Source organism: Actinoplanes sp. NPDC049118 (assembly GCF_040648555.1).
In the GTDB taxonomy this organism is placed as follows: Bacteria; Actinomycetota; Actinomycetes; order Mycobacteriales; family Micromonosporaceae; genus Actinoplanes.
This window is the reverse complement of sequence record NZ_JBEZDY010000001.1, coordinates 294,492-316,385: the sequence shown is the minus strand read 5'-3', so window position 1 is coordinate 316,385 and position 21,894 is coordinate 294,492. Positions and strand designations below refer to the sequence as shown.

Here is a 21,894-nt window from a genome sequence, read left to right as displayed (position 1 = left end):
CGGACGGCCGCAACATCCGGCAATCGCTTGCCACCGGTCGCCGCCGGTTCTTTCATGTTCACCATGGACCTCTTCCCCGGCGTCGGCCGGCTCGGCGTCGCCTTCTCCGGCGGCGTGGACTCGTCGGTGCTGCTCGCCCTGGCCGTGCGCGAGCTGGGGCCGGACCGGGTGGTGGCGATCCTCGGCGTCTCGCCGAGCCTGGCCGCGGCCGAGCGCGAGGCGGCGCACGCGGTGGCCCGGTTCATCGGCGTCGCCGTTGCCGAGGTGACCACTTTCGAGGGTGAGCGCGAGGCGTACCGGGCGAACGGGCCGGACCGGTGTTTCCACTGCAAGGACGAGTTGTTCACGCGGATCGCGGACGAGGTCGTCACGGCGTACCGGCTGGACGCCGTCGCCTACGGCGAGAACGCCGACGACGCACGCCGGGCGGACCGGCCCGGCGGGCGGGCAGCGGCGGCGCACCGGGTGCTGCGGCCGCTCGCGGACGCGGGCCTGGACAAGGCCGCGGTCCGGCGCCTGGCGGGCGAGTTCTCGCTGCCCTGCGCCGACAAGCCGGCGGCGCCGTGCCTGGCCTCGCGCATCCCGCACTTCCAGCCGGTCAGCCCGGAGAAGCTGGCACAGGTCGAGCGCGCGGAGGCCGCGCTGCGCGGCCTGGGCTTCGGCGATCTCCGGGTACGCCATCACGGCGACGTCGCGCGCATCGAGCTGCCGCCGGAGGATCTGCCCCGGGCGGTCCGGGATCCGCTGCGGTCGCGGCTGCACGCCGCCGTGCTGGCGGCCGGCTTCCGGTTCGCGGCCGTCGACGTGGCGGGCGTGCAGTCCGGTGCCTTCACCCTGCCGCTGGTGCGGCGTGGCTGACCTGTCGTCCTACGCCGACCTCGATCTGGATCGGGCCGGGCGGCGCGGCTATCCCGAGGCGGTCTACTGCGCGGGCAAGTCCCCGGCGCAGGTCGCGGGCATCGCCGCCGCCCTCGCCGGCCGTACCGGCACGGTCGCGCTCTTCACCCGCGCCGCGCCCGCACACGCGGCGGCGGTGCTCGGGGTGCTCCCGTCGGCGTTCCACGATCCGGAGGCGGGCCTGCTCGCCTGGCCGCCCGCGGTCCCGCCGGCCTCGGGCGGCCGGGTCCTGGTGCTCGCCGCCGGGACCTCGGACCTGCCGTACGCCCGGGAGGCCCTGCTCACGGCCCGCTACCTGGGCCGGGAGGCGTCGCTGGCGGTGGACGTCGGCGTCGCCGGGCTGCACCGGGTCCTGGCCCACCTCGAGGACCTGCGCGCGGCGCGGGCGATCGTGGTCGCCGCCGGCATGGACGGCGCGCTGCCGAGCGTGGTCGCCGGCCTGGTCAGCGCGCCGGTGGTCGCGCTGCCGACCTCGGTGGGCTACGGTGCGGCGTTCGAGGGGCTCGCGGCGCTGCTGGCGATGCTCAACGCGTGCGCGCCCGGCGTGGCGGTGGTCAACATCGACAACGGGTACGGCGCGGGCCACCTCGCCGCGCAGATCGCCGCTCCCCGGTGAGCCGGCACGCGTGGATCGACGCGTCCGCCGGGGTGGCCGGCGACATGCTGCTCGGCGCGCTGCTCGACGCGGGCGCGCGCCTCGCCGCGGTGCGACGCGCGGTCGACGAGGTCCTGCCCGGCGCGGTCGCATTGTCCGTTGCGGAGGTGACCCGGGCCGGGCTCCGCGCGCTGAAGGTGGACGTGGAAGCGCTGGTTGCGGCGCCGCCGCGGCGCACCTGGCGGGACGTCCGGGCGCTGCTCGAGGGTTCCGGCGACGCCCTGGCGGTGTTCGGGAGGCTGGCCGGCGCCGAGGCCCGGGTGCACGGCATCGAGCCCGAGGACGTGCACTTCCACGAGGTCGGCGCGCTCGACTCGATCGCCGACATCGTGGGGGTCTGCGCGGCCCTGCGGGATCTGGGCGTGACGTCGGTCAGCGCGGGCGCGGTGGCGCTGGGCTCGGGCCGGGTCCGCACCGCGCACGGCGAACTGCCGGTGCCGGCCCCGGCGGTGCTGGAACTGGCCCGCGGCTGGCGGGTCTGCGGCGCCGGCCGCCACGAACTGGCCACCCCGACGGGCCTGGCGTTGATCCGGGCGCTGGCGGTGCGGTGCGAGGAGCTGCCACCGATGACGGTCGACACGGTCGGCGTCGGCGCGGGTGGCCGGGACACGCCCGGCCGGCCCAACGTCGTACGGGTGGTGATCGGTTCACCGGACGCGGCCCCGCCGGGCGCCGGGGAGGCCGTCGTGCTGGAGGCCAACGTGGACGATCTGGATCCGCGGCTGTGGCCCGGCGTGCTGGCCGGTCTGCTGTCCGCCGGGGCCGACGACGCGTGGCTCGTTCCGATCCTGATGAAGAAGGGCCGGCCGGCGCACACGCTGACGGTGCTGTGCGCCCCGGAGCGGGCCGCGGCGCTGCGGGCCAGGATCTTCCGGGACACCAGCACGCTGGGCGTGCGGGAGGGCCGGCGGAGCAAGACGGCGCTGCCCCGCACGTTCCGCGGCGTGGCGGTCGCGGGCGGGACCGTCGCCGTCAAGCTCGGGTACGCGGACGGGGTCATCACCCAGGCGACGCCGGAGTTCGAGGACGTGGCCGCGCTGGCCCGCCGCACCGGCCGGCCCGAGCACGCGGTGCTGCGCGAGGCTCTGACCGCCGCGGCCGCCGCCGGCCTCACCGCCGGGTCGCCCGTGCCACCGGAGGACTGACCGGCGCTGTTCCTATATTGTGCGTTACACACTATAGTGTCAGTCATGGCTGACGATGAACTGCTCGCCACGCACCTGCAGGAGCTGCGGCGCGGGACCGTCGTGCTCGCCTGCCTGCTCATCCTCGAACGGCCCAACTACGGCTACGCGCTGCTCGACCTGCTCGAGCGGCACGGCTTCGCCGTCGACGCCAACACGCTCTACCCGCTGCTGCGCCGCCTCGAGAAGCAGGGCCTGCTGACCAGCGACTGGAACACCGACGAGGCCCGGCCGCGCAAGTTCTACCGCACCACCGACCGGGGCACCGCCCTCGCCGGCGCCCTCAACGGCGACTGGGATCAGCTCGACACCGCACTGCGCACCCTGAAGGGGGAGTCATGACCAGCCTTTCCGATCGCTACGTCGACACCACCCTGCGCCGTCTGCCGCCGCGACAGCGCACCGACATCGAGCGCGAGCTGCGGGCCGCCATCGCCGACGCCGTCGACGACCGGCTGGCCGCCGGCGCGGACGCCGGCGAGGCGGAGGTCGCCGTCCTCACCGAGCTCGGCGACCCGGCCCGGCTCGCCGCGGGCTACGCCGACCGGCCGCTGCACCTCATCGGCCCGGGGCTGTACCTCGACTACACCCGCCTGCTGACCATCCTGCTCGCCACGGTCGTGCCGGCCGTCGCCGCGGCGGTCGGCTTCGTCCGCGGCGTGCAGGAGTCCCCGGTGCTCACCGTCATCGGCGACACCCTGGGCGCCGCGGTCACCACCGCCGTCCACATCGCCGTCTGGACGACGGTCCTGTTCGCCGTCATCGAGCGCACCCCGGCGCTGCGGCGGTTTCCGGACCGGACCTGGACTCCCGACGCGCTGCCCGACCCGCCGCCGAGCCGCCGGGCGCGGTGGGGCGAGTTGGTCGCCGAGTCGGTGGCGCTGGTCCTGGTCAGCACCCTCGTCCTGCTCGCGCCGGTGGTCAGCCCGGAGACCGACGCGGCCGGCGAACCGGTCAACGTGCTCAACCCCTGGCTGTGGGAGACCGGCTTCGTCTACGTCTTCATCGCGCTCGCGGTCGCGGCGCTGGCCTTCTCGTTCGCCAGGTACTACGTCCGCTGGAGCCTGCCGCTCGCCGTCGCCGGTGCACTTGTCAACGTCGCGAGCGCGGTCACGCTGATCTGGGCGGCCGCGACCGACCGCATCCTCAACCCGGCCTTCACCACGGCGGCGGGCTGGCCACCGGACGCGGCGAAGTGGATCAATGTCGGCCTGATCGTCGTCGCGATCGGCACGCTCGTGCACACCGTCACCGAGTCGTTCGGTCAGGCCCGCCGCCGTTGAGCGCCGCCCCCGGCAAGACCCCACCTGCCCGGATACCGCGAGGAGCGACCATGCGAGCGATCACCTATCAGGAGTACGGCACGGCCGACGTGCTGAGCTGGACCGAACTCGACCGGCCCGAGCCCCGCGCCGGCGAGGTGCTCGTCCGGGTCCACGCGGCCTCGATCAACCAGGCCGACCTGTTCACCCTGCACGGCGTTCCCCGGGTCGCCCGGCTGGCGTTCGGCCTGCGGCGCCCCCGCTCGACCGTGCTCGGCCGCGCCTTCGCCGGCACCGTGACGGCCGTCGGCGAGCGGGTGGGCGACCTGCGGGCCGGCGACGACGTGTTCGGCGAACTCGCCGCGGGCTGCTTCGCCGAGTACGTCGCCGCCCCGGCGGCAGGGCTGGCCCGCAAGCCCGGCGCGGTGACGTTCGAGCAGGCCGCGACGCTGCCGGTGGCGGCGACCACGGCGCTTCAGGCGGTCCGGCTCGCCGGGGCCGGACCCGGCCGGACGCTGCTGGTCAACGGGGCCTCGGGCGGGGTCGGCACGTTCACCGTCCAACTGGCGCGGGTCCTCGGCGCGCGGGTCACCGGCGTCTGCAGCGCCCGCAACGCCGACCTGGTCCGCTCGATCGGCGCCGAGCGGGTGGTCGACTACGCCCGCGAGGACGTCACCCGGGGCCCGGACCGCTTCGACGCCGTGATCGACCTGGCCGGCGGCCATCCGCTGAGCGCGATGCGCCGGATCCTCACCCCGGAGGGCGTCTACGTCGCGTCCACGGGCAACGGCGGGCCGGTGCTCGGCCCGATGCCGCGCGTGCTCGCCGTCCTCGCCACCGCGCCGTTCGTGCGCCCGCGGCTGCGCAACCTGGTCGCGAAGGCCAGCGCCGCGGACCTGGCCGAGGTCGCCGAGCTGGTGGCGCGGGGCGCGGTGACCCCGGCGATCGAGGCGACCCACCCCCTGAGCACCGCCGCGGACGTGATCCGGCGTCTGGAACAGGATCACGCCCGCGGCAAGATCGTGCTCAGCCCTTGACCGCCCCGGACGTCAGGCCGTTGACGATGTAGCGCTGCAGCACCTGGAAGACCAGCACGGTCGGGATCGCGGTCAGCAGCGTGCCCGCGCAGAACATCCCGAAGTTGTTGTTGCGCTCCCCCGCCACCAGGCCCCACATGCCGACGGACAGGGTCTTGGCGTCGGTGTCGGTCAGGAAGACGTTCGCGATCAGGAACTCGTTGATGGTGCCGATGAAGGCCAGCAGGCCCGTCACCGCCAGGATCGGCGCCACCAGCGGAAGCAGGATCCGGAAGAACGTCTGTGCGTGCGACGCGCCGTCCATCGTGGCCGACTCGTCCAGTTCCCGGGGAATCGTGTCGAAGAAGCCCTTCATCAGCCAGGTGTTCACGCCCAGCGCCCCGCCCAGGTAGAGCAGGATCAGCCCCCAGGGCTGGTTGAAGCCGATGGCGGGCCACAGGTCGGTGATCCGGGAGAACATCAGGAAGATCGCCACGATCGCCAGGAACTGCGGGAACATCTGGATCAGCAGCAGGGCCATGAGGCCGACCCGGCGGCCCTGAAAACGCATCCGGCTGAACGCGAACGCGGCCAGGGCCGACAGGAACACCGACGTCGCGGCCGACACGCCCGCGATCAGGATGGAGTTGCCGAACCAGCCGGCGAACTCGGTGTCCGACAGCAGCCTGCTGAAGTTGCCCGTCGACGCCCCGGTCGGCACCACGGTCGTCGAGGAGAGCGTGCCCAGCGGGTTGAACGCCGCCGACACCACGAAGACGATCGGGAAGAGCGAGAACAGCACGGCCAGCACGGCGACCGCGTGCCGCCACCCGGCCCGGGCCACCCAGCGGGTCATGAGTAAACCTCTTCCTGTGCCCGGGTACGGCGGAAGGTGACGACGGAGATGAGTCCGACGATCATGAAGATGAGGATGGACACCGCGGCGGCGTAGCCGTACTGCGCGCCCGATCCGCCGAACGCCAGCCGGTAGGTGTACGTGATCAGCAGGTCGGTGGCGCCGTTCGCCGGGTTGTCCACGGGGAACGGCGCGCCGTCGGTGGTCAGGTAGATCGCGTTGAAGTTGTTGAAGTTGAACGCGAACGACGAGATAAGCAGCGGCGTCAGGGCGATCATCAGCAGCGGCAGGGTGACCCGCTTCAGCGACTGCCACGGCGACGCCCCGTCGAGCCGGGACGCCTCGGACAGCTCCGCCGGAATCGCCTGCAGCGCGCCGGTGGCGACCAGGAACATGTACGGGTAGCCCAGCCACAGCTGCACCAGGATGACGGCGATCCGCGCGGACCCCGCGCCGCCGAACCAGTCCACCTCCAGCCCGAACAGGTTGTTGATCAGGCCGAAGTCGGTGTTGAACATGTCGCGCCAGGCCAGCAGCATCGCGAACGACGGCATCGCGTACGGCAGCACCAGCAGCGTCCGGTAGAGGGCGCGCCCGCGCATCCGGGGCGTGTGCAGGGCCAGGGCGCAGGCCAGGCCGAGCACGAAGGTCCCGCCCGTCGAGGCCAGGGCGAAGAACAGGTTCCAGATCAGCGTGGTGGTGAACGGGCCGGAGACCGTCGGGTCGGTGAGCAGCCGGGTGAAGTTGCTCAGGCCGACGCCGACCTTCCAGCCCTGTGCCAGCCGCTCGCCGTCCTCGGCCACGAACGAGCCGATCTCCTCGTCGGCGACCCAGGTCTTGCCGGTCGCCGTGTCGCGGATGCAGTCGCAGCCCTGGTCGTAGGCGCGGCCGGCCTTGCCCTCGTACGCCCGGGTGAGCCCCTGCGACCGGATCGCGCCGCCGGCGGTCGGCACGGCCAGGTCGGTGATCTCCTGGCTGCGCGCGCTGGCCTGCCCGCCGTTGAGCACGGTGTAGCCGGCCGCGGCGGTGACCCGGCCCGCGGCGTTCACGGTGGCGGCGCCGGCCCGCAGCGGTTCCAGGCCGTCGACGGTGCCGGCCGAGACCGTACGGGTGGCCGGGTCGGTGACCAGGAAGGTGAGCGGGCCGGTGGCCGGGTCGCCGGTGGTCGCGACCGTCAGCGCGTACTCGGCGGAGCCCGGCACGCGGGTGACCGACGCGGTCTGGATGGCCACGACGGCATCCTGCTTGTCGCCGCGGTGCCCGTCGCCGAAGTTCGTGAAGGCGGTCGACGCCGTGTACAGCACCGGGAACAGCTGGAACACGACGAGGAAGATCGTGCCGGGCACGAGGTACTTCAGCGGCACGTGCCGGCGCGTGAGGTACAGGTAGAAGAGGCCGGCGGTGGCGGCCAGCAGCACGGCCAGGGCGATCCAGGCCCCATCGGCGATCAGCGGGAACGCCGCGAAGACGGCGAGCCCGGCGACCAGCCCGAGCAGGACCACCTTGAAGAAGGTGCCGGCGAGACCGCCCCGGACGGGCTGGCGGGCCACGTCCGGGGCGGTCTCCCGCTCGAGGAGAGCAGTCATTACTTGATCTGGCCGGAGATCGTCTTGGCGGCGGCGGTCAGGGCCGTCTTGGGGTCGGCGCCGCCGATGACGGCGGCCTCGGCCTTACCGAACGGGTCCCAGACGGACGCCATCTCCGGGATCGCGGGCAGCGGCACAGCGTTCTTGCCGGCCTCGATCCACTTGGCCAGGTCCGGGTCGGCGCCCTTGACCTCGTCGAACGCGGCGGTGAGCACCGGCGGGCGGGGCTCGGCCTGGTACAGCGCCACGGCCAGGTCGGGGGTGGTCACGTAGTTGGTGACGAACTCCTGGGCGAGGGCCTTGTTCTTGCCCTTCGCGGCGACGTAGAACGACTGCACGCCGAGGAACGGCTGCGCGGGCTTGGCGCCGGCGAAGCCGGGCACCGGGGTGATGTCGTACGCGATGTTCGCCTTCTTGGCGTCGGTGATCGCCCATGGGCCGGAGACCAGGTAGGCGCACTTGCCGGCGGTGAAGGTCGCGATGGAGTTCTCGCCGGTGATGGAGCGCTTGAGCGCGCCGTCGCCCTTCTCGCCGAGCTTGCCGATCTTCTCGAAGGCGGCGATGGACTCGGGCTTGCCGACGCCCAGGTCGTTCTTGTCGTAGTCGCCCTTCGCGTCGGTGCCGAACAGGTAGCCACCGCCCGAGCTGAACAGCGGGTACGAGTGGTACGCGTCGCCGTTCTGGCCGACCTGCAGGCAGAGGATCTCGCTCGCCTTCTTGTCGGCCTTGAGCTTCTTGCCCGACTTGACGAGGTCCTCGATGGTGGCCGGGGCCTCGGGCGCCAGCTTGGTGTTACGGATCAGCGCGAGGCTCTCGGTCGCGTACGGGACGCCGTAGACCTGGCCGTTGAAGGTGACCGCCTTGAGCGCGTTCGGGGCGAGGCCCGACTGCTGCTCGGCGGTGAGCTGCACCGGGTCGATCGCGCCGTTCTGCACGAGGTTGCCGATCCAGTCGTGCGCGCCGACCATGACGTCGGGGCCGCTGCCCTGCTGGGACGCGGTCACGAAGGTGGTCTGCTGGTCCTTGGAGATCGCCTGCACCTCGACGGTGACGCCGTTCTCCTGGCCGAACTTGTCCGCAAAGGGCTTGAGGGCGGCCGCGCGCTTGTCGTCGCCCCAGATCACGAGCTTGCCGGTGGCGCCCGCGGCCTTGGCGGACGGTGAGGTCTTGGGGTCTTCGCCGCCGCCGCCGCAACCCGACGCGACGAGCGTCAGTGCGATGGCGGTAAGGACGACACCCGAGGTACGGATGCGCATAATCTTCTCCAATCGGGCATGGAAGTACGCCCGAAGAACTTTCGAGGACAAAAGGGGGAGAACCGGAGTAGGAACCCGATAGGTCCCGCCCGCTGTTGCCGGGACGTTAGCAAGGGATTTCGTCTAATGGAAGGCCTTGCATTCCTTCCGCAAGAAGTTCCAGGTTCTATAGTGACGCCCATGCGTGCACGACTGTCCGACATCGCACGCCAGGCCGAGGTCAGCGAGGCGACGGTGTCGCGGGTCCTCAACGACAGGCCCGGCGTCTCCACCGAAACCCGTCAGGCCGTACTGACGGCTCTCGACGTCCTCGGCTACGAACGCCCGGAACGGCTGCGCAAGCGCAGCGCGGGGCTGGTCGGGCTGATCACGCCCGAGCTGGAGAACCCGATCTTCCCCGCCTTCGCACAGACGATCGAGTCGGCGCTGTCGCAGAGCGGCTTCACCCCGGTGCTGTGCACACAGACCCCAGGCGGCGTCACCGAGGACGAGTACGTGGAGATGCTGCTCGACCGACAGGTCTCCGGCATCGTCTTCGTCTCGGGCCTGCACGCGGACACCACCGCCGACCACGAGCGCTACCAGCGCCTGATGAACCGCCCGCTGCCGATCGTGCTCGTCAACGGGTACGCCGCGAACCTGAACGCACCGTTCATCTCCTGCGACGACCGGCTCGCCGGCGAGATGGCCGTCTCGCACCTGGTCGCGCTGGGCCACACCCGGATCGGCTTCGTCTCGGGCCCGGACCGTTTCGTGAACGTGCAGCGCAAGCTCGAGGGCTACCGCGCGGCCATGCGCCGGGAGCTCGACGTCAGCGACCGCGACCTGGAGGACTTCATCGCGCTGACGCTGTTCGGCGTGGAGGGCGGCGAGGTGGCGGCCAATCAGCTGCTCAACCGCGGCGTCACCGGCATGGTGTGCGGCTCGGACCTGATGGCGCTCGGCGCGATCCGGGCGGCGCGCCGGCGCGACCTGAGCGTTCCGCGCGACATCTCCGTCGTGGGCTTCGACGACTCACCGCTGATCGCCTTCACCGACCCGCCGCTGACCACGCTGCGCCAGCCGGTCGCGGCCATGGGCAACGCGGCGATCCGGCAGCTGGTCGACGAGATCAACGGGCAGGGCGCACCCCGGTCGGAGTACGTGTACGCACCCGAACTGGTGGTTCGCGGCTCCACGGCGATTCACAAGGTCGGCCGCGCCGCGGAGAGCGTGAACGTCACCGCCGCCTGACATCATCCCGCAACGATTGCTTGATCCGGTCATTGAAAGTTCTTGCGTGGGCGACCTCCGCCGTAAACGCCGCCTAGCTGGCGCAACGGCGCGACACGCCGACCGGTAAAGATCCCGTCCTGCAAGCCTAAACGGGCAAAAGCCATCAGGCGGGCGCATGAATAGAGAGCGGTCGCTTTACCGTCGGGAAACACCCTGATAACTTCCCCGCACTTGCGCAAGAAGTTACAACCGTGCCCGCCCCGGCCGTGCCGCTCCTTCGCGTCCCCTTGGAGGTCCTCCATGCGTACCCGTCAGGTCGTCGCCGCCGCGACGACCGCCGTCCTCTCCGCGGCGCTGCTGGCCGTCGGCGTCGTTCGCAACGGCCACCAGGCGGAAGCCTCCACGGCCTCGCCGGGCCCCAAGGACGTCATCGTCCACCTCTTCGAATGGCCCTGGGCCTCGATCGCGAGCGAGTGCACGAGCACGCTCGGCCCCAAGGGCTTCGGCGGCGTGCAGGTGTCACCGCCGCAGGAGCACGTGGTGCTGCCGGGCAGCGGTTATCCATGGTGGCAGGACTATCAACCGGTCAGCTATCAGCTCACCAGCCGGCGCGGCGACCGCGCGGCCTTCGCGAGCATGGTGCAGACCTGTCACGCCGCGGGCGTGAAGATCTACGTGGACGCGGTGGTCAACCACATGGCCGGCGGCGCCTCCACCGGCACCGGCACCGCGGGCTCCGGCTACAGCCACTACGCGTACCCGGCGGTGCCATACGGCGACGGCGACTTCCACCACTGCGGCCGCAACGGCAACGACGACATCTCCAACTACGGCGACAAGTGGGAGGTGCAGAACTGCGAACTGGTCGACCTCTCCGACCTCGAGACCGAGTCGAGCTACGTGCGCGGCAAGCTCACCGCCTACCTCAACGACCTGGTGGGGCTCGGCGTCGACGGCTTCCGGGTGGACGCGGCCAAGCACATGCCGGCCGCCGACATGGCGGCGTTCATCGAGCCGGTGAACGGCGACCCCTACGTCTTCTCCGAGGTCATCGAGGGCGGCGCCAACGAGCCCGGCGCGCCGACGCCGGAGGAGTACCAGGGCTTCGGCGACGTGACCGAGTTCCGCTACGGCGACGTGGTCGGCGGGGCGTTCCAGAGCGGCAGCCTGTCCAACCTCAACAACCTGGCCGGCTCGATGCGGCTCGCCAGCGGCGACGCGGTCGCCTTCGTCGACAACCACGACACCCAGCGCAACGGCCGGGCGAGGCTCACCTACAAGAACGGCACCTCGTACGCCCTCGCGGAGGCGTTCATGATCGCCTGGCCGTACGGCGTGCCGCAGGTGATGTCGAGCTTCACGTTCTCCGACAACGAGGCGGGGCCGCCGGCCAACGGCAGCGGCATCACCAACGCGGTGAACTGCGGCAGCGGCTGGGCGTGCGAGCACCGCTGGCGCACCACCGCCAACATGGTCGCCCTGCGCAACGCGGCCGCCGGCGCCGCGGTCACCAACTGGTGGACCAACGGCTCGAACCAGATCGCGTTCGGCCGCGGCAGCGCCGGCTACGCCGCGTTCAACCGCTCCGGCTCGGCGCTGACCCGCACCTTCCAGACGTCGCTGCCGGCGGGCACCTACTGCGACGTGATGGCCGGTGACCTCTCCGGCGGCTCGTGCACCGGCCCCTCGTACACGGTGAACGGCAGCGGCCAGGTGACCGCGACCGTCGCGGCCAACTCGGCGCTCGCCCTGCACGTCAACGCCCGCGGCACCGGTTCGACGGGCTGCGCCGCCGCGGCCACCTCCTTCGCGGCCGACGTCACCACCACCTGGGGCCAGAACGTCTTCGTCACCGGCGACACGGCCGCCCTCGGCAACTGGGACCCGGCGAGCGCCGTGGCGCTCTCCTCGGCGTCGTACCCGGTGTGGACCGCGACCGTGTCGCTGCCCGGCAACACCGCGGTGCAGTACAAGTACCTCAAGAAGCAGGGTTCCACGGTGATCTGGGAGAGCGACCCCAACCGCACCCGGAGCACCGCCTCCGCGTCGCCGTGCGCGGCGACCTGGAGCGACACCTGGCGCTGACCCCCACGGCGCCGGCCGGGCCGGTCAACTTCGGAGCACGATGTTGACCGGCCCTGCGCCGTCCAGGAGCAGGTCGATCTGGCGCCGGACCAGCCGGGCCACCCGCGGCAGCATGGCGCTGGACATCCCGCCCGCGTGCGGGCTGATCAGCACGTTCGGCAGCGTGAACAGCTCGTGGTCGACGGGCAGCGGCTCGGGATCGGTGACGTCGAGCGCGAAGCGCAGCCGCCCGCCGCGGGCCTCAACCAGGATCGCCTCCGTGTCCGCCACCCGGCCCCGAGCGACGTTGACCACGACCGCGCCGTCCGGGAGCCGGGCCAGGAAGGCCGCGTCGACCAGGTGGACGGTGTCACCGGTCAGCGGCACCCCGACGACGACCGCGTCGCACGACGGCAACAGCTCGGGCAGCTCGGCGACGCCGTGCACCCGCCCGCGCTCGTCGTCGCGGGCCGTACGCGCCACCCGCACGACCTCCACCTCGAAGGGCGCCAGCCGCGCCTCGACCGCCCGGCCCACCCCGCCCTGACCCAGCACGAGCACCCGCCGGTCGGCGAGGCTCGGATACCAGGCGGGCTCGGGCACCCGTACCCCGGCGGCGCGGACGAAGTCGCCGATCCCCCGCTGCGCCGCCAGCAGCAGCGCCATCGCCAGCTCGGCGGTCGACGTCTCGTGCACCCCGCGGGCGTTCGCGTAGACGTGCCCCGGCGGCAGGGCCGCGGCGACACCGTCGTAGCCGAGATACTGCGCCTGCACCAGGCGGGTGGTCACCCCCTCCAGCAGCCGCAGATGCGCCGAGCCCGGCACGTACGGGAGCACCACGAGATCGATCCGGTGCGCCGGCGCCGGCGCGGTCATGTCCCACCGCAGCAGCGCCACCCGCGGCGGCAGGGCGCCCAGGGCGTCCGCGAGCCGGGTACCGGGAAGGCTGACACGGAGCCGGTCGTCGTCCACCCGCCCATTCTGGGCCCCGGCTGTGCAAAACCTCAGATGACGAGGCCGGCGGCCGATATCCGAGATCGGGCGGCATCTGCCGCACCGGTGTTCCTCCGGAGGGAAAACGACGTGCGGCGGTTCACCATCGGCACCCGGCTGTCCGGGACCTTCGCCGCGGTCCTCCTGCTCCTGCTCGGCGTCGCCGCGATGGCGTTCGGCACGATCGTGGACCAGCGCACCTCGGCCAACGACGTGCGCCGGCTGACGGTGGTCACCCGGCAGGCCGAGGAGATCAAGACGCACGCCGCCACGCTGAACGGCTGGCAGGCGGGCTACATCAACGACATCTACCGCCTCGGCGCCTCCCGGGCACTCGGCGGGGACTCGGTCGCGTACCAGGCGTGGCGGCAGGAGCGGGACACGTTCCAGCGGTTCCTCGGCCAGGTCGACGCCGGCGCGTTCACCGCCGCCGAGCGCGCCCTGTTCGACCAGGTGCGCGCCGAGCTGGGCACCTACGTCGAGGTCGACGACAAGCTGGTGGCCGCGTACAAGCCGGGCACACCGCAGGCACTATGGAGCGCCGACCAGATCGCCATGTACGACAGCTGGAACAGCTACTACCGGATCATGGTGGCGGCGCAGAAGCTCGCCGGCTCGGTCGACGCGCGCAGCGTCGAGGCCGTCCGGCAGTCCGCGAGCGACGCCACCCGGGCGCAGTGGGCGATCGGCGTCGCGACCGGGCTCGCGCTGCTGCTCGGCGCGGTGTTCGCGTACGTGGTGACCCGCAGCATCGTGCGGCCGATCGGCGTCGCCCGCGACTCCCTGCGCGAGGTCGCCGGGGGTGACCTGACCGTCGTGCCGCCCGCCGGCGGACGCGACGAGGTGGCACAGATGTCGGCCGCCCTCGGCCAGGCCGTCACCAGCGTGCGCACCATCGTCTCCGATGTGGCGGAGCAGGCGGACGCGCTGGCCCGGACCTCCACGGAGCTCGACGCCGTCTCCGGCGCATTCGCCAGGGCGGTCGGCGACACGTCCAAGCAGGCCGACCTGGTCGCGGGCGCCGCCGAGGACGTGAGCCGCAACGTCGACACGATGGCCGCCGGCTCCGAGCAGATGGGCGTCTCCATCGAGGAGATCTCCCGCAACGCCACCGACGCCGCCAACGTGGCCGCCGAGGCCGTCACCGCCGCCGCGGACGCGAACCGGACCGTAGCGAACCTGGGCACCTCGTCGTCGGCGATCGGCGACGCCGTGCGTCTGATCACCAGCATCGCCGGACAGACCAACCTGCTCGCCCTCAACGCCACCATCGAGGCGGCCCGGGCCGGCGAGATGGGCAAGGGCTTCGCCGTCGTCGCGGGCGAGGTCAAAGACCTGGCACAGGAGAGCGCCCGGGCGGCCGAGCAGATCGACGCCCTGGTCCGGGCGATCCAGGGCGACACCGACGCAGCGGTCACCGCCATCGGGCACATCGGCGGGGTCATCGCCCGGATCAGCGACTACCAGACGAGCATCGCCGGCGCCGTGGAGGAGCAGACCGCCACCACCGGCGAGATGAACCGGGGCGCGTTCGCGGCGTCCAGCGGCACCGCCACCATCGCCGAGAACATCCGCTCCGTGGCGGCCGCCACGTCGGCCACCTCCGACGAGATCGCCCGTTCCCGCGAGGCCGCCGCCGAGCTGACCCGCATGTCCACCAAGCTGCGCGACGCCGTCGGCCAGTTCAGGTATTGAGGATGCAGATGCGCAAGAAGATCACCGCCGGCCTGGCCGTCCTCGCGGTCGCCGCCCTGTCGGCGTGCACCGCCGCGCCGGCCGCCGTCTCGACGCAGACGCTGACCGGCCTCGGCAGCGAGAGCATCCGGGTCGGTATCGCCTACGACAGCGCGGGACGCGGCGACAAGAGCTTCAACGACGCCGCCGGGACAGGCCTGGACCGGGCCCGCAAGGAACTGCTGGTCGAGGCGACGGAGGTGACCGCCAAGGCCGAGACCGACGAGGGCCGGGCGGAGAGCCTGCGCGAGCTGGCGCAGGGCGGCAACAACCCGGTGATCGCCGTCGGCTTCCTGTACGCGGGCGCGGTCGGCACCGTCGCCAAGGAGTTCCCCGACACCCTGTTCGCGATCATCGACGACTCGTCGGTGGAGGCGAAGAACGTGGTCTCCCTGCTCTTCTCCGAGGAGCAGGGCTCGTACCTGGTCGGCGTCGCCGCGGCCCTGGCGTCGAAGAACGGCCGCGTCGGCTTCGTCGGCGGCGTCGACGTCCCCCTGATCAACAAGTTCGAGGCGGGCTACGCCGCGGGGGCGCGCAGCGTCGACCCCGGCATCCGCGTCGAGGCGCGCTACCTGAGCTCGCCCCCCGACTTCAGCGGCTTCGGCTCCCCCGACAAGGGCAGGGCGGCCGCCGAGCGCCTGCTGGCCGACGGCGCGGACGTGGTCTACGCCGCGGCGGGCGGCTCCGGCTCGGGCGTGTTCGAGGCGGTTGCGGCCGAACCCGGCGCCTGGGCGATCGGCGTGGACTCGGACCAGTACGCCGGCGCCTCCGGCGCGGTGAAGCCGCGGATCCTGACGTCGATGCTCAAGCGCGTGGACAACGGCGTGTTCCAGGAGATCCAGGCGTTCGTCAAGGGCGACCGGTCCGGCGGCGTGAAGCGCTACGACCTCGAGGTCGACGGCGTCGGGTACGCCACCTCGAACGCGGCGCTCCGGCCGTACCGGGCCCGGCTGGAGGCGGCGCGCTACCGCATCCTCGGCGGCTCGGTCAAGGTGCCGACGACCCCATAGCGCCTGATCAGCGCCGCGGTGCGTCGGCCCAGGAGCGCAGGCGCACCGAATTGTGGGTGAACCGCGAGCGGTACACCGAGCGGTGCGAATCGTCCGGTGGCGCGGGTTGATTGCTACTAGCGTGGGGCACATGGGAGGTCCATCCGGGCTGCCGGCGATCCTGCTGTGCACGGCCCTCGCCGCCTGTTCGGCCGAGCCGCGCCCCGCGACCGCCCCGGCGGACAGTGCGGCGGCCCGCGGTGCGGGTGCCGCCGCCGGCGCGCCCGCGGCGATTCTCATCGGCGCCGGGGACATCGCCGACTGCGCCACCACGGGCGACAGCCGGACCCTCGCCATTCTCCGGCGCAACGCCGGCACCGTGTTCACCCTGGGCGACCACGCGTACCCGAACGGCAGCCGCGCCGACTTCGCCCGGTGCTACGCGCCCACCTGGAGCAAGGTCAAGGCCCGGACCCGCCCGGTCATCGGCAACCACGACTACGGCGGCGGGAATGCGGCACCCTACTTCGACTATTTCGGCGCGGCGGCCGGTCCGCGGGGCAGGGCCTACTACTCGTACGACGTCGGCGCCTGGCATGTGGTCGTGCTCAACACCAACTGCGGGTCCGTGCCGGGCGGCTGCGGCGTGGGCTCCGCCCAGCAGCGATGGCTGCGCGCCGACCTCGCCGCCGCCGGGGACTGCACGGTCGCGATGGTGCATCACCCGCTGTTCTCCTCGGCGACGATCCACCCGCCGACGACGCAGACCCGTCCGCTGGTGCAGACGCTCTACGACGCCGGGACGGAACTGCTGCTGGCCGGGCACGATCACGCCTACGAACGCTTCGCGCCGCAGACGCCGACCGGGCGCCCGGATCCCGATCGCGGCATCCGGCAGATCATCGTCGGCACGGGCGGCGCCCCGCTGCACCCGGTCGGCCCAGCCGCCGCGAACAGCGAACGGCGTAACAACCACACCCTCGGGGTGCTCCGGCTGATCCTGCGGCCGGGCACCTTCCGCTGGGACTTCCTGCCGGTGCCCGGTGGCACCTTCACCGACTCCGGCACCGGCACCTGCCGCTGAGCGGTCTCACCCGGCCTCGATCTCCCGCCCGGGCGCCGCCGCCATCGTCTACACGACTTCGTCGACCCGCTGTACTTCCTGCCCGGCGAGCAGAACGCCACCGTGCAGCTGACGCTCTACAACCCGAACCTCGCACCCGGCTTGCGCGGGTCACTGCGCGGCGTTAGCGTTTCCAGCACATTCGGGTGCGTACATGTGTTCGCACACCGAACACCCCCCGGGAGGTTGCCCCGTGACCGAGACCAGAAGCCTGCTCATCGGTGGCGCGGAGGTAGCCGCGACGGACGGGCGGACCACCGAGGACCTCAGCCCGCACACCGGTGGCGTCGTCGCGCGGGTCGCCGCCGCCTCCCCCGTCGACGTGACGCTCGCCGTGGACGCGGCCGCCGCCGCCCTCGCGGGCTGGGCCGCCGCCGCGCCCACCGAGCGCCGGCGCGTCCTGACCCGCGCCGGCGACCTACTCGAGGAGCGCGGCGCCGACGCCGCGACGCTGATGGCGAACGAGACCGGCGGCACGCTGGGCTGGTCGCTGTTCAACGTGCGCCTCGCCGCCGCCATGTTCCGAGAGGCGGGCGCCCTGGCCACGCTGCCGGTCGGCGAGGTCCTGGCCGGCGCCGACGCGGGCGCGTTGTCGCTGGCCATCCGGCAGCCGGCGGGGGTGGTCGCCGCCTTCGCGCCGTGGAACGCGCCGCTGATCCTCGGCGCCCGCGCGGTCGCCGCGCCGCTCGCCGCCGGAAACACGGTCGTCGTCAAGGCCAGCGAGGAGGCGCCGCTGGCGTGCGCGCTGTTCATCGCCGACGTGCTGCGCGACGCCGGGCTGCCGCCCGGGGTGCTCAACGTGCTGACCAACGACCGTGCGGACGCGGCGGCCGTGGCCGAGGCCCTGATCGGCGACCGGCGGGTGCGCCGGGTCAACTTCACCGGCTCGACCGGCGTCGGCCGGCGCATCGGCGAGATCGCCGGCCGGCACCTGACGCCGGCCGTCCTCGAACTCGGCGGCAAGAACTCGGTGCTGGTCCTCGACGACGCCGACCTGGAGTACGCGGTCAACGCCGTCGCCTTCGGTGCGTACCTGAACTCGGGGCAGATCTGCATGTCCGCCGACCGGGTCCTGGTGCACCGCTCGATCGCCGACGAGTTCGCCGCGCGGCTCGCCGAGAAGGCCAAGTCCCTGCCCGCCGGCGACCCCGCGGATCCGCACACCGTGATCGGGCCGCTGATCAACGCCGAGGCGGCGAGCCGGGTGGCCGGCCTGGTCGACCAGGCCGTGGCCGGCGGCGCCCGGGTGCTCAGCGGCGGCGGCACCCCGGACGGCGCGCACTACCCTGCGACCGTGCTGGCCGGCGTCACACCGGACATGCTCGTGCACACCGAAGAGATTTTCGGCCCGGTGGCCACAGTGCTGACCGTGGAGGACGAGGAAGAGGCGATAGCGATCGCCAACGACAGCCCGTACGGGCTGACCGCCGGGGTGCTGACCCGGGACCTCAACCGCGGCTTCGGCGTCGCCCGGCGGCTACGGACCGGCATCGCGCACGTCAACGACCAGTCCGTCGACGACGACCCGACCGCGCCGTTCGGCGGGGTCGGCGACTCCGGCTACGGCCGGTTCGGCGGCCGCGCCGGAGTCGAGGCCTTCACCGATCTGCGCTGGATAACCCTCCAGCAACGCCCGAAGCAGTTCCCGTTCTAGTCTGTCCCGCCTTCGCCGCCTGGATCTGCGCGTAGACGTGTGCGCGCTGCGCGGTGAAGCGCGGGTCGGCGCGGGTGTGCAGCTGGTCGCGCTCGGCCGGCAGGTCCACGGTCAGCTCGTCCTGCACGACCGTCGGCGAGGCCGACAGCATCAGGACGCGCTGGCCGAGGTAGACAGCCTCGTCGATGTCGTGCGTGACGAACAGGATGGTCACCCCGAGCCGGCGCCACAGCGACCGGACCAGGTCCTCCAGGTCCGCCCGGGTCTGCGCGTCGACCGCCGCGAACGGCTCGTCCATGAGCAGGATCGTGGGCTCGTACGCCACGGCCCGGGCGATCGCGACCCGCTGCTGCATGCCCCCGGACAACTGCCACGGGTACGCGGACTCCGTGCCGTCCAGGCCGACCGCGTCCAGCGCCCCGGCGACCAGTTCGCGCCGGCGGGAGCGAGGTAGCCGCTTGCGCCGCAGCGGCAACTCCACGTTGTCCCGCACGCTCATCCACGGGAACAGGCTGCGGCCGTACTCCTGGAAGACGACCGCCATGCCCGGCGGCGGACCGGCGACCGGGCTGCCGTCCACCCGCACCTCGCCGCCGGTGGGGTCCAGCAGGCCCGCGATGCAGCGCAGCAGCGTGGTCTTGCCGCAGCCGGACGGGCCGACCAGGCAGACCAGCTCGGCGGCCCCGACGGTGAACGTCAGGTCGCGCAGCGCCTCCACCTCGCGGCTGCCGGAACGCTCGCGGCCGCCGGAACGCTCCCGGCCGCCGGAGCGGTAGACCTTACGCAGGCCCTTGACCTCGAGCATGGTGTCGTCCTCCCTCACGACCGGCGCTGTGCGTCGCGCAGGCCGTGATACCAGGCCAGTGTGGAACGCTCGGCGAGCCGGAACAACTCGGACAGTCCGAAGCCCAGGAGCCCGAGCAGGATGATGCCGCTCCACATCTCCGGGATCGCGAAGCTGCGCTGGAACTGCACGATGGTGAAGCCGAGGCCGTTGCTCGCCGCGAACATCTCGCTGATCACCATCAGGATGATCGCGATGGACAGCGCCTGGCGCAGCCCCGCGAAGATCTGCGGCGACGCCGAGGGCAGCACCAGGTACCGCAGCCGCGCCGCGCCGGTGACGCCGTACGCGCGCGTGGTGTCCGACAGCACGCCGTCGACGGCCCGGACGCCCTCGACGGTGTTGAGCAGCACCGGCCAGACGCAGCCGGAGACGATCACGATGACCTTCATGCCGTTGCCGATGCCGGCGAAGAGCATGATCACCGGGACCAGCACCGGCGGCGGGATGGCCCGGAAGAACTCCAGCACGGGCTCGGCGGCGGCGCGCAGCCTCGGGTTCACGCCGATCGCGACGCCCAGCGCGACGCCGAGCACGGCCGCCAGCAGGTAGCCGGCGCCGAGGCGGGCCAGGCTCGGCAGCAAGTCGGCGCGCAGCCGCTCGGGCGTCCAGGTGTCCGCGAACGCGACCAGGATCGCTCGCAGCGGCGGGGCGTAGAAGTTCTCGCTGTTCGCGCTGGCCGCGTACCAGGTGACGAAGAGGACGACCGGCAGGCCGAGGATCAGGAGGAGCCGCTTGATCATGCCGGGGTCTCCCCGCGCACGGACTGGTGCCAGGACAGGAGGTGCCGCTCGGCGGAGCGGGCGCCGAGGTTGATGGCGACGCCGAGCAGGCCGGTGACCACGATCAGGGCGTACATGGTGGGTATCGCGTTGGAGGTCTGCGCGACCGCGATCACCGAGCCGAGGCCGGGCGCGCCGATGACCATCTCGGTGGTGACCGCGAGCACGAGGGCGACCGCGGCGGCGAGGCGCACGCCGGTGAAGACGTACGGCAGCGCGGTCGGCCAGAGCACGTGGCGGACCCGGGCGAACGCGGTGAGGCGGAAGCTGCGTGCGGTCTCGTCGGCGACCGGGTCGACGTCGGCGACGCCGTACAGGACCTGGACCAGGACCTGCCAGAACGCCGCGTAGACGACGAGCAGCAGGGTCGAGCCCAGGTCCGAGCCGTACAGCAGGACGGCGAGCGGGATCAGCGCGACCGACGGGATCGGCCGCAGGAACTCGACCGTCGAGGCGGTGACGGCGCGCAGCACGGGCACCGCGCCGATCAGGATGCCGGCGGCGACCCCGGCGGCGACCGCGATGGCCAGGCCGATCGCCCACGCCGTCAGGGTGTCGCCGACGGCCACCCAGAACGGGCCGGTTGCCGCCTCGCCGGCCAGCGCGGCGAGGATGCGGCTGGTCGGCGGCAGGTACTCGTCGGACACCAGGCCGGTCCGGGGCAGGACCTCGACCAGCACGAGCAGCCCGGCAAGGCCGGAGAGGCCGAGCAGCGCCCGGCCTCCCCTGTTCGTCCGCGGCGCTGCCGCGCCGGGTGCGGTCACGGCAGGATCTTGGAGAGGTCGGGGGTGGCGCTGCCGAAGATGCCGTCCTTGGCGCCGAGCTCGGCGAGGGTCTCGACCGACGGCTTATTGATCTCGGTGGGCCACTTCGGCAGGGTCAGCGACTCGCGGACCTTCGGGTCGATCTTCGTGTACGACCCCAGCACCGCGCGGACCTCGTCGGGGTGCGCGTCGGCGTACGCGAGGGACTCGTTCGTCGCCTCGGTGAAGCGCTTGACCAGGTCGGGGTCGTCGGCGATGAGCTTGGCCGAGGCGAAGTACGCCGCGACGGTCAGGTTCGGCGCGGCGTCGACGTAGTTCCACGCCACGACGCGGCCGCCCGCGGCGGTCACGGCCGACAGCGACGGCTCGACCACCCAGGCGGCGTCGACCTGGTTGTTCTCGACGGCGGCCGGCATGTTGGCGAACGGCATCTCGACGAAGTCGATGCCGCCCGGATCGCCGCCGGCCTTGCGCACCGACTCGCGCACGGTGGTGTCGCCGATGTTCTTCAGGGTGTTGACGGAGATCTTCTTGCCGGCCAGGTCCGCGGCCTTGGTGATCGGACTGTCCTTGCGCACCACCACGCCGCCGAAGTCCTTACCGGCCTCGCCGGTCGACGCGACGCCGTTGGCGACCACCTTGACCGGCACGTTCTTGGTCTGCGCGATGAGCAGCGAGGTCATGTTGCTGAAGCCGAACTGGAACTGCCCGCTGACGACGCCGGGCACGATGGCCGCACCGCCCTGGCCGCTCTCCATGGTCAACTCGATGTTGCGGGTCTTGAAGAAACCCTTCTGCTGCCCGAGGTAGATCGGCGCGACGTCGACGATCGGGATGATCCCGACCTTGACCTGCGCGACCCCGCCCTCGCTGGTGGGGGTGTCGCCCGAGTCGGACGACCCGCAGCCCGCCCCGGCTCCGACGAGCGCGAGCACGGCCATCCCGGCGATGAACCGGCGCATATCAGGACCTCCTAGGGAAGCTGAAAATCGCGGGGGTGTTGTTGTGCGCTCTCCGCAC

20 protein-coding genes are annotated in these 21,894 nt (G+C 72.4%); 12 read left to right on the top strand and 8 right to left on the bottom strand.

Annotated features, from left to right (window positions below):
- The first annotated feature begins 54 nt into the window (after nt 1-54).
- From AB0B58_RS01395 to AB0B58_RS01370, 6 genes are read left to right on the top strand one after another with little or no spacing between them, the layout of a single operon-like run.
- A complete protein-coding gene (locus AB0B58_RS01395) occupies nt 55-858 on the top strand; it encodes an ATP-dependent sacrificial sulfur transferase LarE (protein ID WP_360215557.1) in 804 nt (267 codons plus the stop codon).
- Complete coding sequence (gene larB / locus AB0B58_RS01390; protein ID WP_360215554.1) at nt 851-1,513, top strand: nickel pincer cofactor biosynthesis protein LarB; 663 nt, start codon at nt 851-853, stop codon at nt 1,511-1,513. The genes AB0B58_RS01395 and larB overlap by 8 nt, the downstream gene beginning before the upstream one ends.
- Nucleotides 1,510-2,697 (top strand): nickel pincer cofactor biosynthesis protein LarC, encoded by a 1,188-nt coding sequence (larC, locus tag AB0B58_RS01385; RefSeq protein WP_360215551.1) that lies wholly within the window; start codon nt 1,510-1,512, stop codon nt 2,695-2,697. The genes larB and larC overlap by 4 nt, the downstream gene beginning before the upstream one ends.
- Nucleotides 2,698-2,742: 45 nt before the next feature.
- Nucleotides 2,743-3,078, top strand: coding sequence for a PadR family transcriptional regulator (locus AB0B58_RS01380; RefSeq protein WP_360215548.1), 336 nt, complete (start codon nt 2,743-2,745; stop codon nt 3,076-3,078).
- Nucleotides 3,075-4,019 (top strand): permease prefix domain 1-containing protein, encoded by a 945-nt coding sequence (locus AB0B58_RS01375; protein WP_360215545.1) that lies wholly within the window; start codon nt 3,075-3,077, stop codon nt 4,017-4,019. Before AB0B58_RS01380 ends, AB0B58_RS01375 begins: the two co-directional genes overlap by 4 nt.
- A 50-nt stretch (nt 4,020-4,069) precedes the next feature.
- The gene (locus tag AB0B58_RS01370; RefSeq protein ID WP_360215542.1) at nt 4,070-5,035 is read left to right on the top strand and encodes an NAD(P)-dependent alcohol dehydrogenase; all 966 of its coding nucleotides are present in this window, start codon (nt 4,070-4,072) and stop codon (nt 5,033-5,035) included.
- On the opposite strand, the gene AB0B58_RS01365 is transcribed toward AB0B58_RS01370, so the two are convergent.
- Genes AB0B58_RS01365 through AB0B58_RS01355 form a run of 3 tightly spaced genes read right to left on the bottom strand, consistent with a single transcriptional unit; the run spans nt 5,025 to nt 8,712 of the window.
- Nucleotides 5,025-5,870, bottom strand: a complete 846-nt coding sequence (locus AB0B58_RS01365; protein ID WP_360215539.1) for a sugar ABC transporter permease — start codon at nt 5,868-5,870, stop codon at nt 5,025-5,027. The genes AB0B58_RS01370 and AB0B58_RS01365 overlap by 11 nt on opposite strands.
- Complete coding sequence (locus tag AB0B58_RS01360) at nt 5,867-7,456, bottom strand: ABC transporter permease subunit (RefSeq protein ID WP_360215536.1); 1,590 nt, start codon at nt 7,454-7,456, stop codon at nt 5,867-5,869. The genes AB0B58_RS01365 and AB0B58_RS01360 overlap by 4 nt, the downstream gene beginning before the upstream one ends.
- On the bottom strand, nt 7,456-8,712 hold the full coding sequence (locus tag AB0B58_RS01355; RefSeq protein ID WP_360215533.1) for a maltose ABC transporter substrate-binding protein: 1,257 nt from the start codon (nt 8,710-8,712) through the stop codon (nt 7,456-7,458). Before AB0B58_RS01355 ends, AB0B58_RS01360 begins: the two co-directional genes overlap by 1 nt.
- Before the next feature lie 180 nt (nt 8,713-8,892).
- Here AB0B58_RS01355 and AB0B58_RS01350 point away from each other — a divergent pair, with 180 nt between their 5' ends.
- Nucleotides 8,893-9,945: a LacI family DNA-binding transcriptional regulator gene (locus AB0B58_RS01350; protein ID WP_360215530.1), complete on the top strand. Its 1,053-nt coding sequence runs from the start codon at nt 8,893-8,895 to the stop codon at nt 9,943-9,945.
- Between the two features lie 282 nt (nt 9,946-10,227).
- Complete coding sequence (locus AB0B58_RS01345) at nt 10,228-12,012, top strand: carbohydrate-binding module family 20 domain-containing protein (RefSeq protein WP_360215526.1); 1,785 nt, start codon at nt 10,228-10,230, stop codon at nt 12,010-12,012.
- A 24-nt stretch (nt 12,013-12,036) separates the two neighbouring features.
- On the opposite strand, the gene AB0B58_RS01340 is transcribed toward AB0B58_RS01345, so the two are convergent.
- Nucleotides 12,037-12,963: an NAD(P)-dependent oxidoreductase gene (locus tag AB0B58_RS01340; RefSeq protein WP_360215523.1), complete on the bottom strand. Its 927-nt coding sequence runs from the start codon at nt 12,961-12,963 to the stop codon at nt 12,037-12,039.
- A gap of 111 nt (nt 12,964-13,074) precedes the next feature.
- Here AB0B58_RS01340 and AB0B58_RS01335 point away from each other — a divergent pair, with 111 nt between their 5' ends.
- From AB0B58_RS01335 to AB0B58_RS01320, 4 genes are all read left to right on the top strand, one after another.
- Entirely contained in the window at nt 13,075-14,679 is a 1,605-nt protein-coding gene (locus AB0B58_RS01335) for a methyl-accepting chemotaxis protein (RefSeq protein ID WP_360215520.1), read from the top strand.
- Between the two features lie 8 nt (nt 14,680-14,687).
- Nucleotides 14,688-15,728 carry a BMP family ABC transporter substrate-binding protein gene (locus AB0B58_RS01330; RefSeq protein WP_360215517.1) on the top strand — a complete coding sequence of 347 codons (1,041 nt, stop codon included), beginning with the start codon at nt 14,688-14,690 and terminating at the stop codon, nt 15,726-15,728.
- Between the two features lie 130 nt (nt 15,729-15,858).
- A complete protein-coding gene (locus AB0B58_RS01325; protein WP_360215514.1) occupies nt 15,859-16,791 on the top strand; it encodes a metallophosphoesterase in 933 nt (310 codons plus the stop codon).
- Nucleotides 16,792-17,023: 232 nt separating this feature from the next.
- Nucleotides 17,024-18,484, top strand: coding sequence for an aldehyde dehydrogenase family protein (locus AB0B58_RS01320; protein WP_360215511.1), 1,461 nt, complete (start codon nt 17,024-17,026; stop codon nt 18,482-18,484).
- Here AB0B58_RS01320 and AB0B58_RS01315 read toward each other — a convergent pair.
- From AB0B58_RS01315 to AB0B58_RS01300, 4 genes are read right to left on the bottom strand one after another with little or no spacing between them, the layout of a single operon-like run.
- Complete coding sequence (locus AB0B58_RS01315) at nt 18,429-19,307, bottom strand: ABC transporter ATP-binding protein (protein WP_360215508.1); 879 nt, start codon at nt 19,305-19,307, stop codon at nt 18,429-18,431. The two genes, AB0B58_RS01320 and AB0B58_RS01315, sit on opposite strands and share 56 nt — an antisense overlap.
- The gene (locus tag AB0B58_RS01310) at nt 19,304-20,071 is read right to left on the bottom strand and encodes an ABC transporter permease (RefSeq protein WP_360215505.1); all 768 of its coding nucleotides are present in this window, start codon (nt 20,069-20,071) and stop codon (nt 19,304-19,306) included. Before AB0B58_RS01310 ends, AB0B58_RS01315 begins: the two co-directional genes overlap by 4 nt.
- Nucleotides 20,068-20,874 carry an ABC transporter permease subunit gene (locus AB0B58_RS01305; protein WP_360215502.1) on the bottom strand — a complete coding sequence of 269 codons (807 nt, stop codon included), beginning with the start codon at nt 20,872-20,874 and terminating at the stop codon, nt 20,068-20,070. Before AB0B58_RS01305 ends, AB0B58_RS01310 begins: the two co-directional genes overlap by 4 nt.
- On the bottom strand, nt 20,871-21,836 hold the full coding sequence (locus AB0B58_RS01300) for an ABC transporter substrate-binding protein (protein WP_360215499.1): 966 nt from the start codon (nt 21,834-21,836) through the stop codon (nt 20,871-20,873). The genes AB0B58_RS01305 and AB0B58_RS01300 overlap by 4 nt, the downstream gene beginning before the upstream one ends.
- Nucleotides 21,837-21,894: the final 58 nt, after the last annotated feature.

Bases quoted from the DNA above. Each gene is read 5' to 3' on its own strand.
- AB0B58_RS01395 (WP_360215557.1), top strand. From the start codon at position 55: ATGTTCACCATGGACCTCTTCCCCGGCGTCGGCCGGCTCGGCGTCGCC.
- AB0B58_RS01380 (WP_360215548.1), top strand. From the start codon at position 2,743: ATGGCTGACGATGAACTGCTCGCCACGCACCTGCAGGAGCTGCGGCGC.
- AB0B58_RS01375 (WP_360215545.1), top strand. From the start codon at position 3,075: ATGACCAGCCTTTCCGATCGCTACGTCGACACCACCCTGCGCCGTCTG.
- AB0B58_RS01370 (WP_360215542.1), top strand. From the start codon at position 4,070: ATGCGAGCGATCACCTATCAGGAGTACGGCACGGCCGACGTGCTGAGC.
- AB0B58_RS01365 (WP_360215539.1), bottom strand. From the start codon at position 5,870: ATGACCCGCTGGGTGGCCCGGGCCGGGTGGCGGCACGCGGTCGCCGTG.
- AB0B58_RS01360 (WP_360215536.1), bottom strand. From the start codon at position 7,456: ATGACTGCTCTCCTCGAGCGGGAGACCGCCCCGGACGTGGCCCGCCAG.
- AB0B58_RS01355 (WP_360215533.1), bottom strand. From the start codon at position 8,712: ATGCGCATCCGTACCTCGGGTGTCGTCCTTACCGCCATCGCACTGACG.
- AB0B58_RS01350 (WP_360215530.1), top strand. From the start codon at position 8,893: ATGCGTGCACGACTGTCCGACATCGCACGCCAGGCCGAGGTCAGCGAG.
- AB0B58_RS01345 (WP_360215526.1), top strand. From the start codon at position 10,228: ATGCGTACCCGTCAGGTCGTCGCCGCCGCGACGACCGCCGTCCTCTCC.
- AB0B58_RS01330 (WP_360215517.1), top strand. From the start codon at position 14,688: ATGCGCAAGAAGATCACCGCCGGCCTGGCCGTCCTCGCGGTCGCCGCC.
- AB0B58_RS01325 (WP_360215514.1), top strand. From the start codon at position 15,859: ATGGGAGGTCCATCCGGGCTGCCGGCGATCCTGCTGTGCACGGCCCTC.
- AB0B58_RS01310 (WP_360215505.1), bottom strand. From the start codon at position 20,071: ATGATCAAGCGGCTCCTCCTGATCCTCGGCCTGCCGGTCGTCCTCTTC.
- AB0B58_RS01300 (WP_360215499.1), bottom strand. From the start codon at position 21,836: ATGCGCCGGTTCATCGCCGGGATGGCCGTGCTCGCGCTCGTCGGAGCC.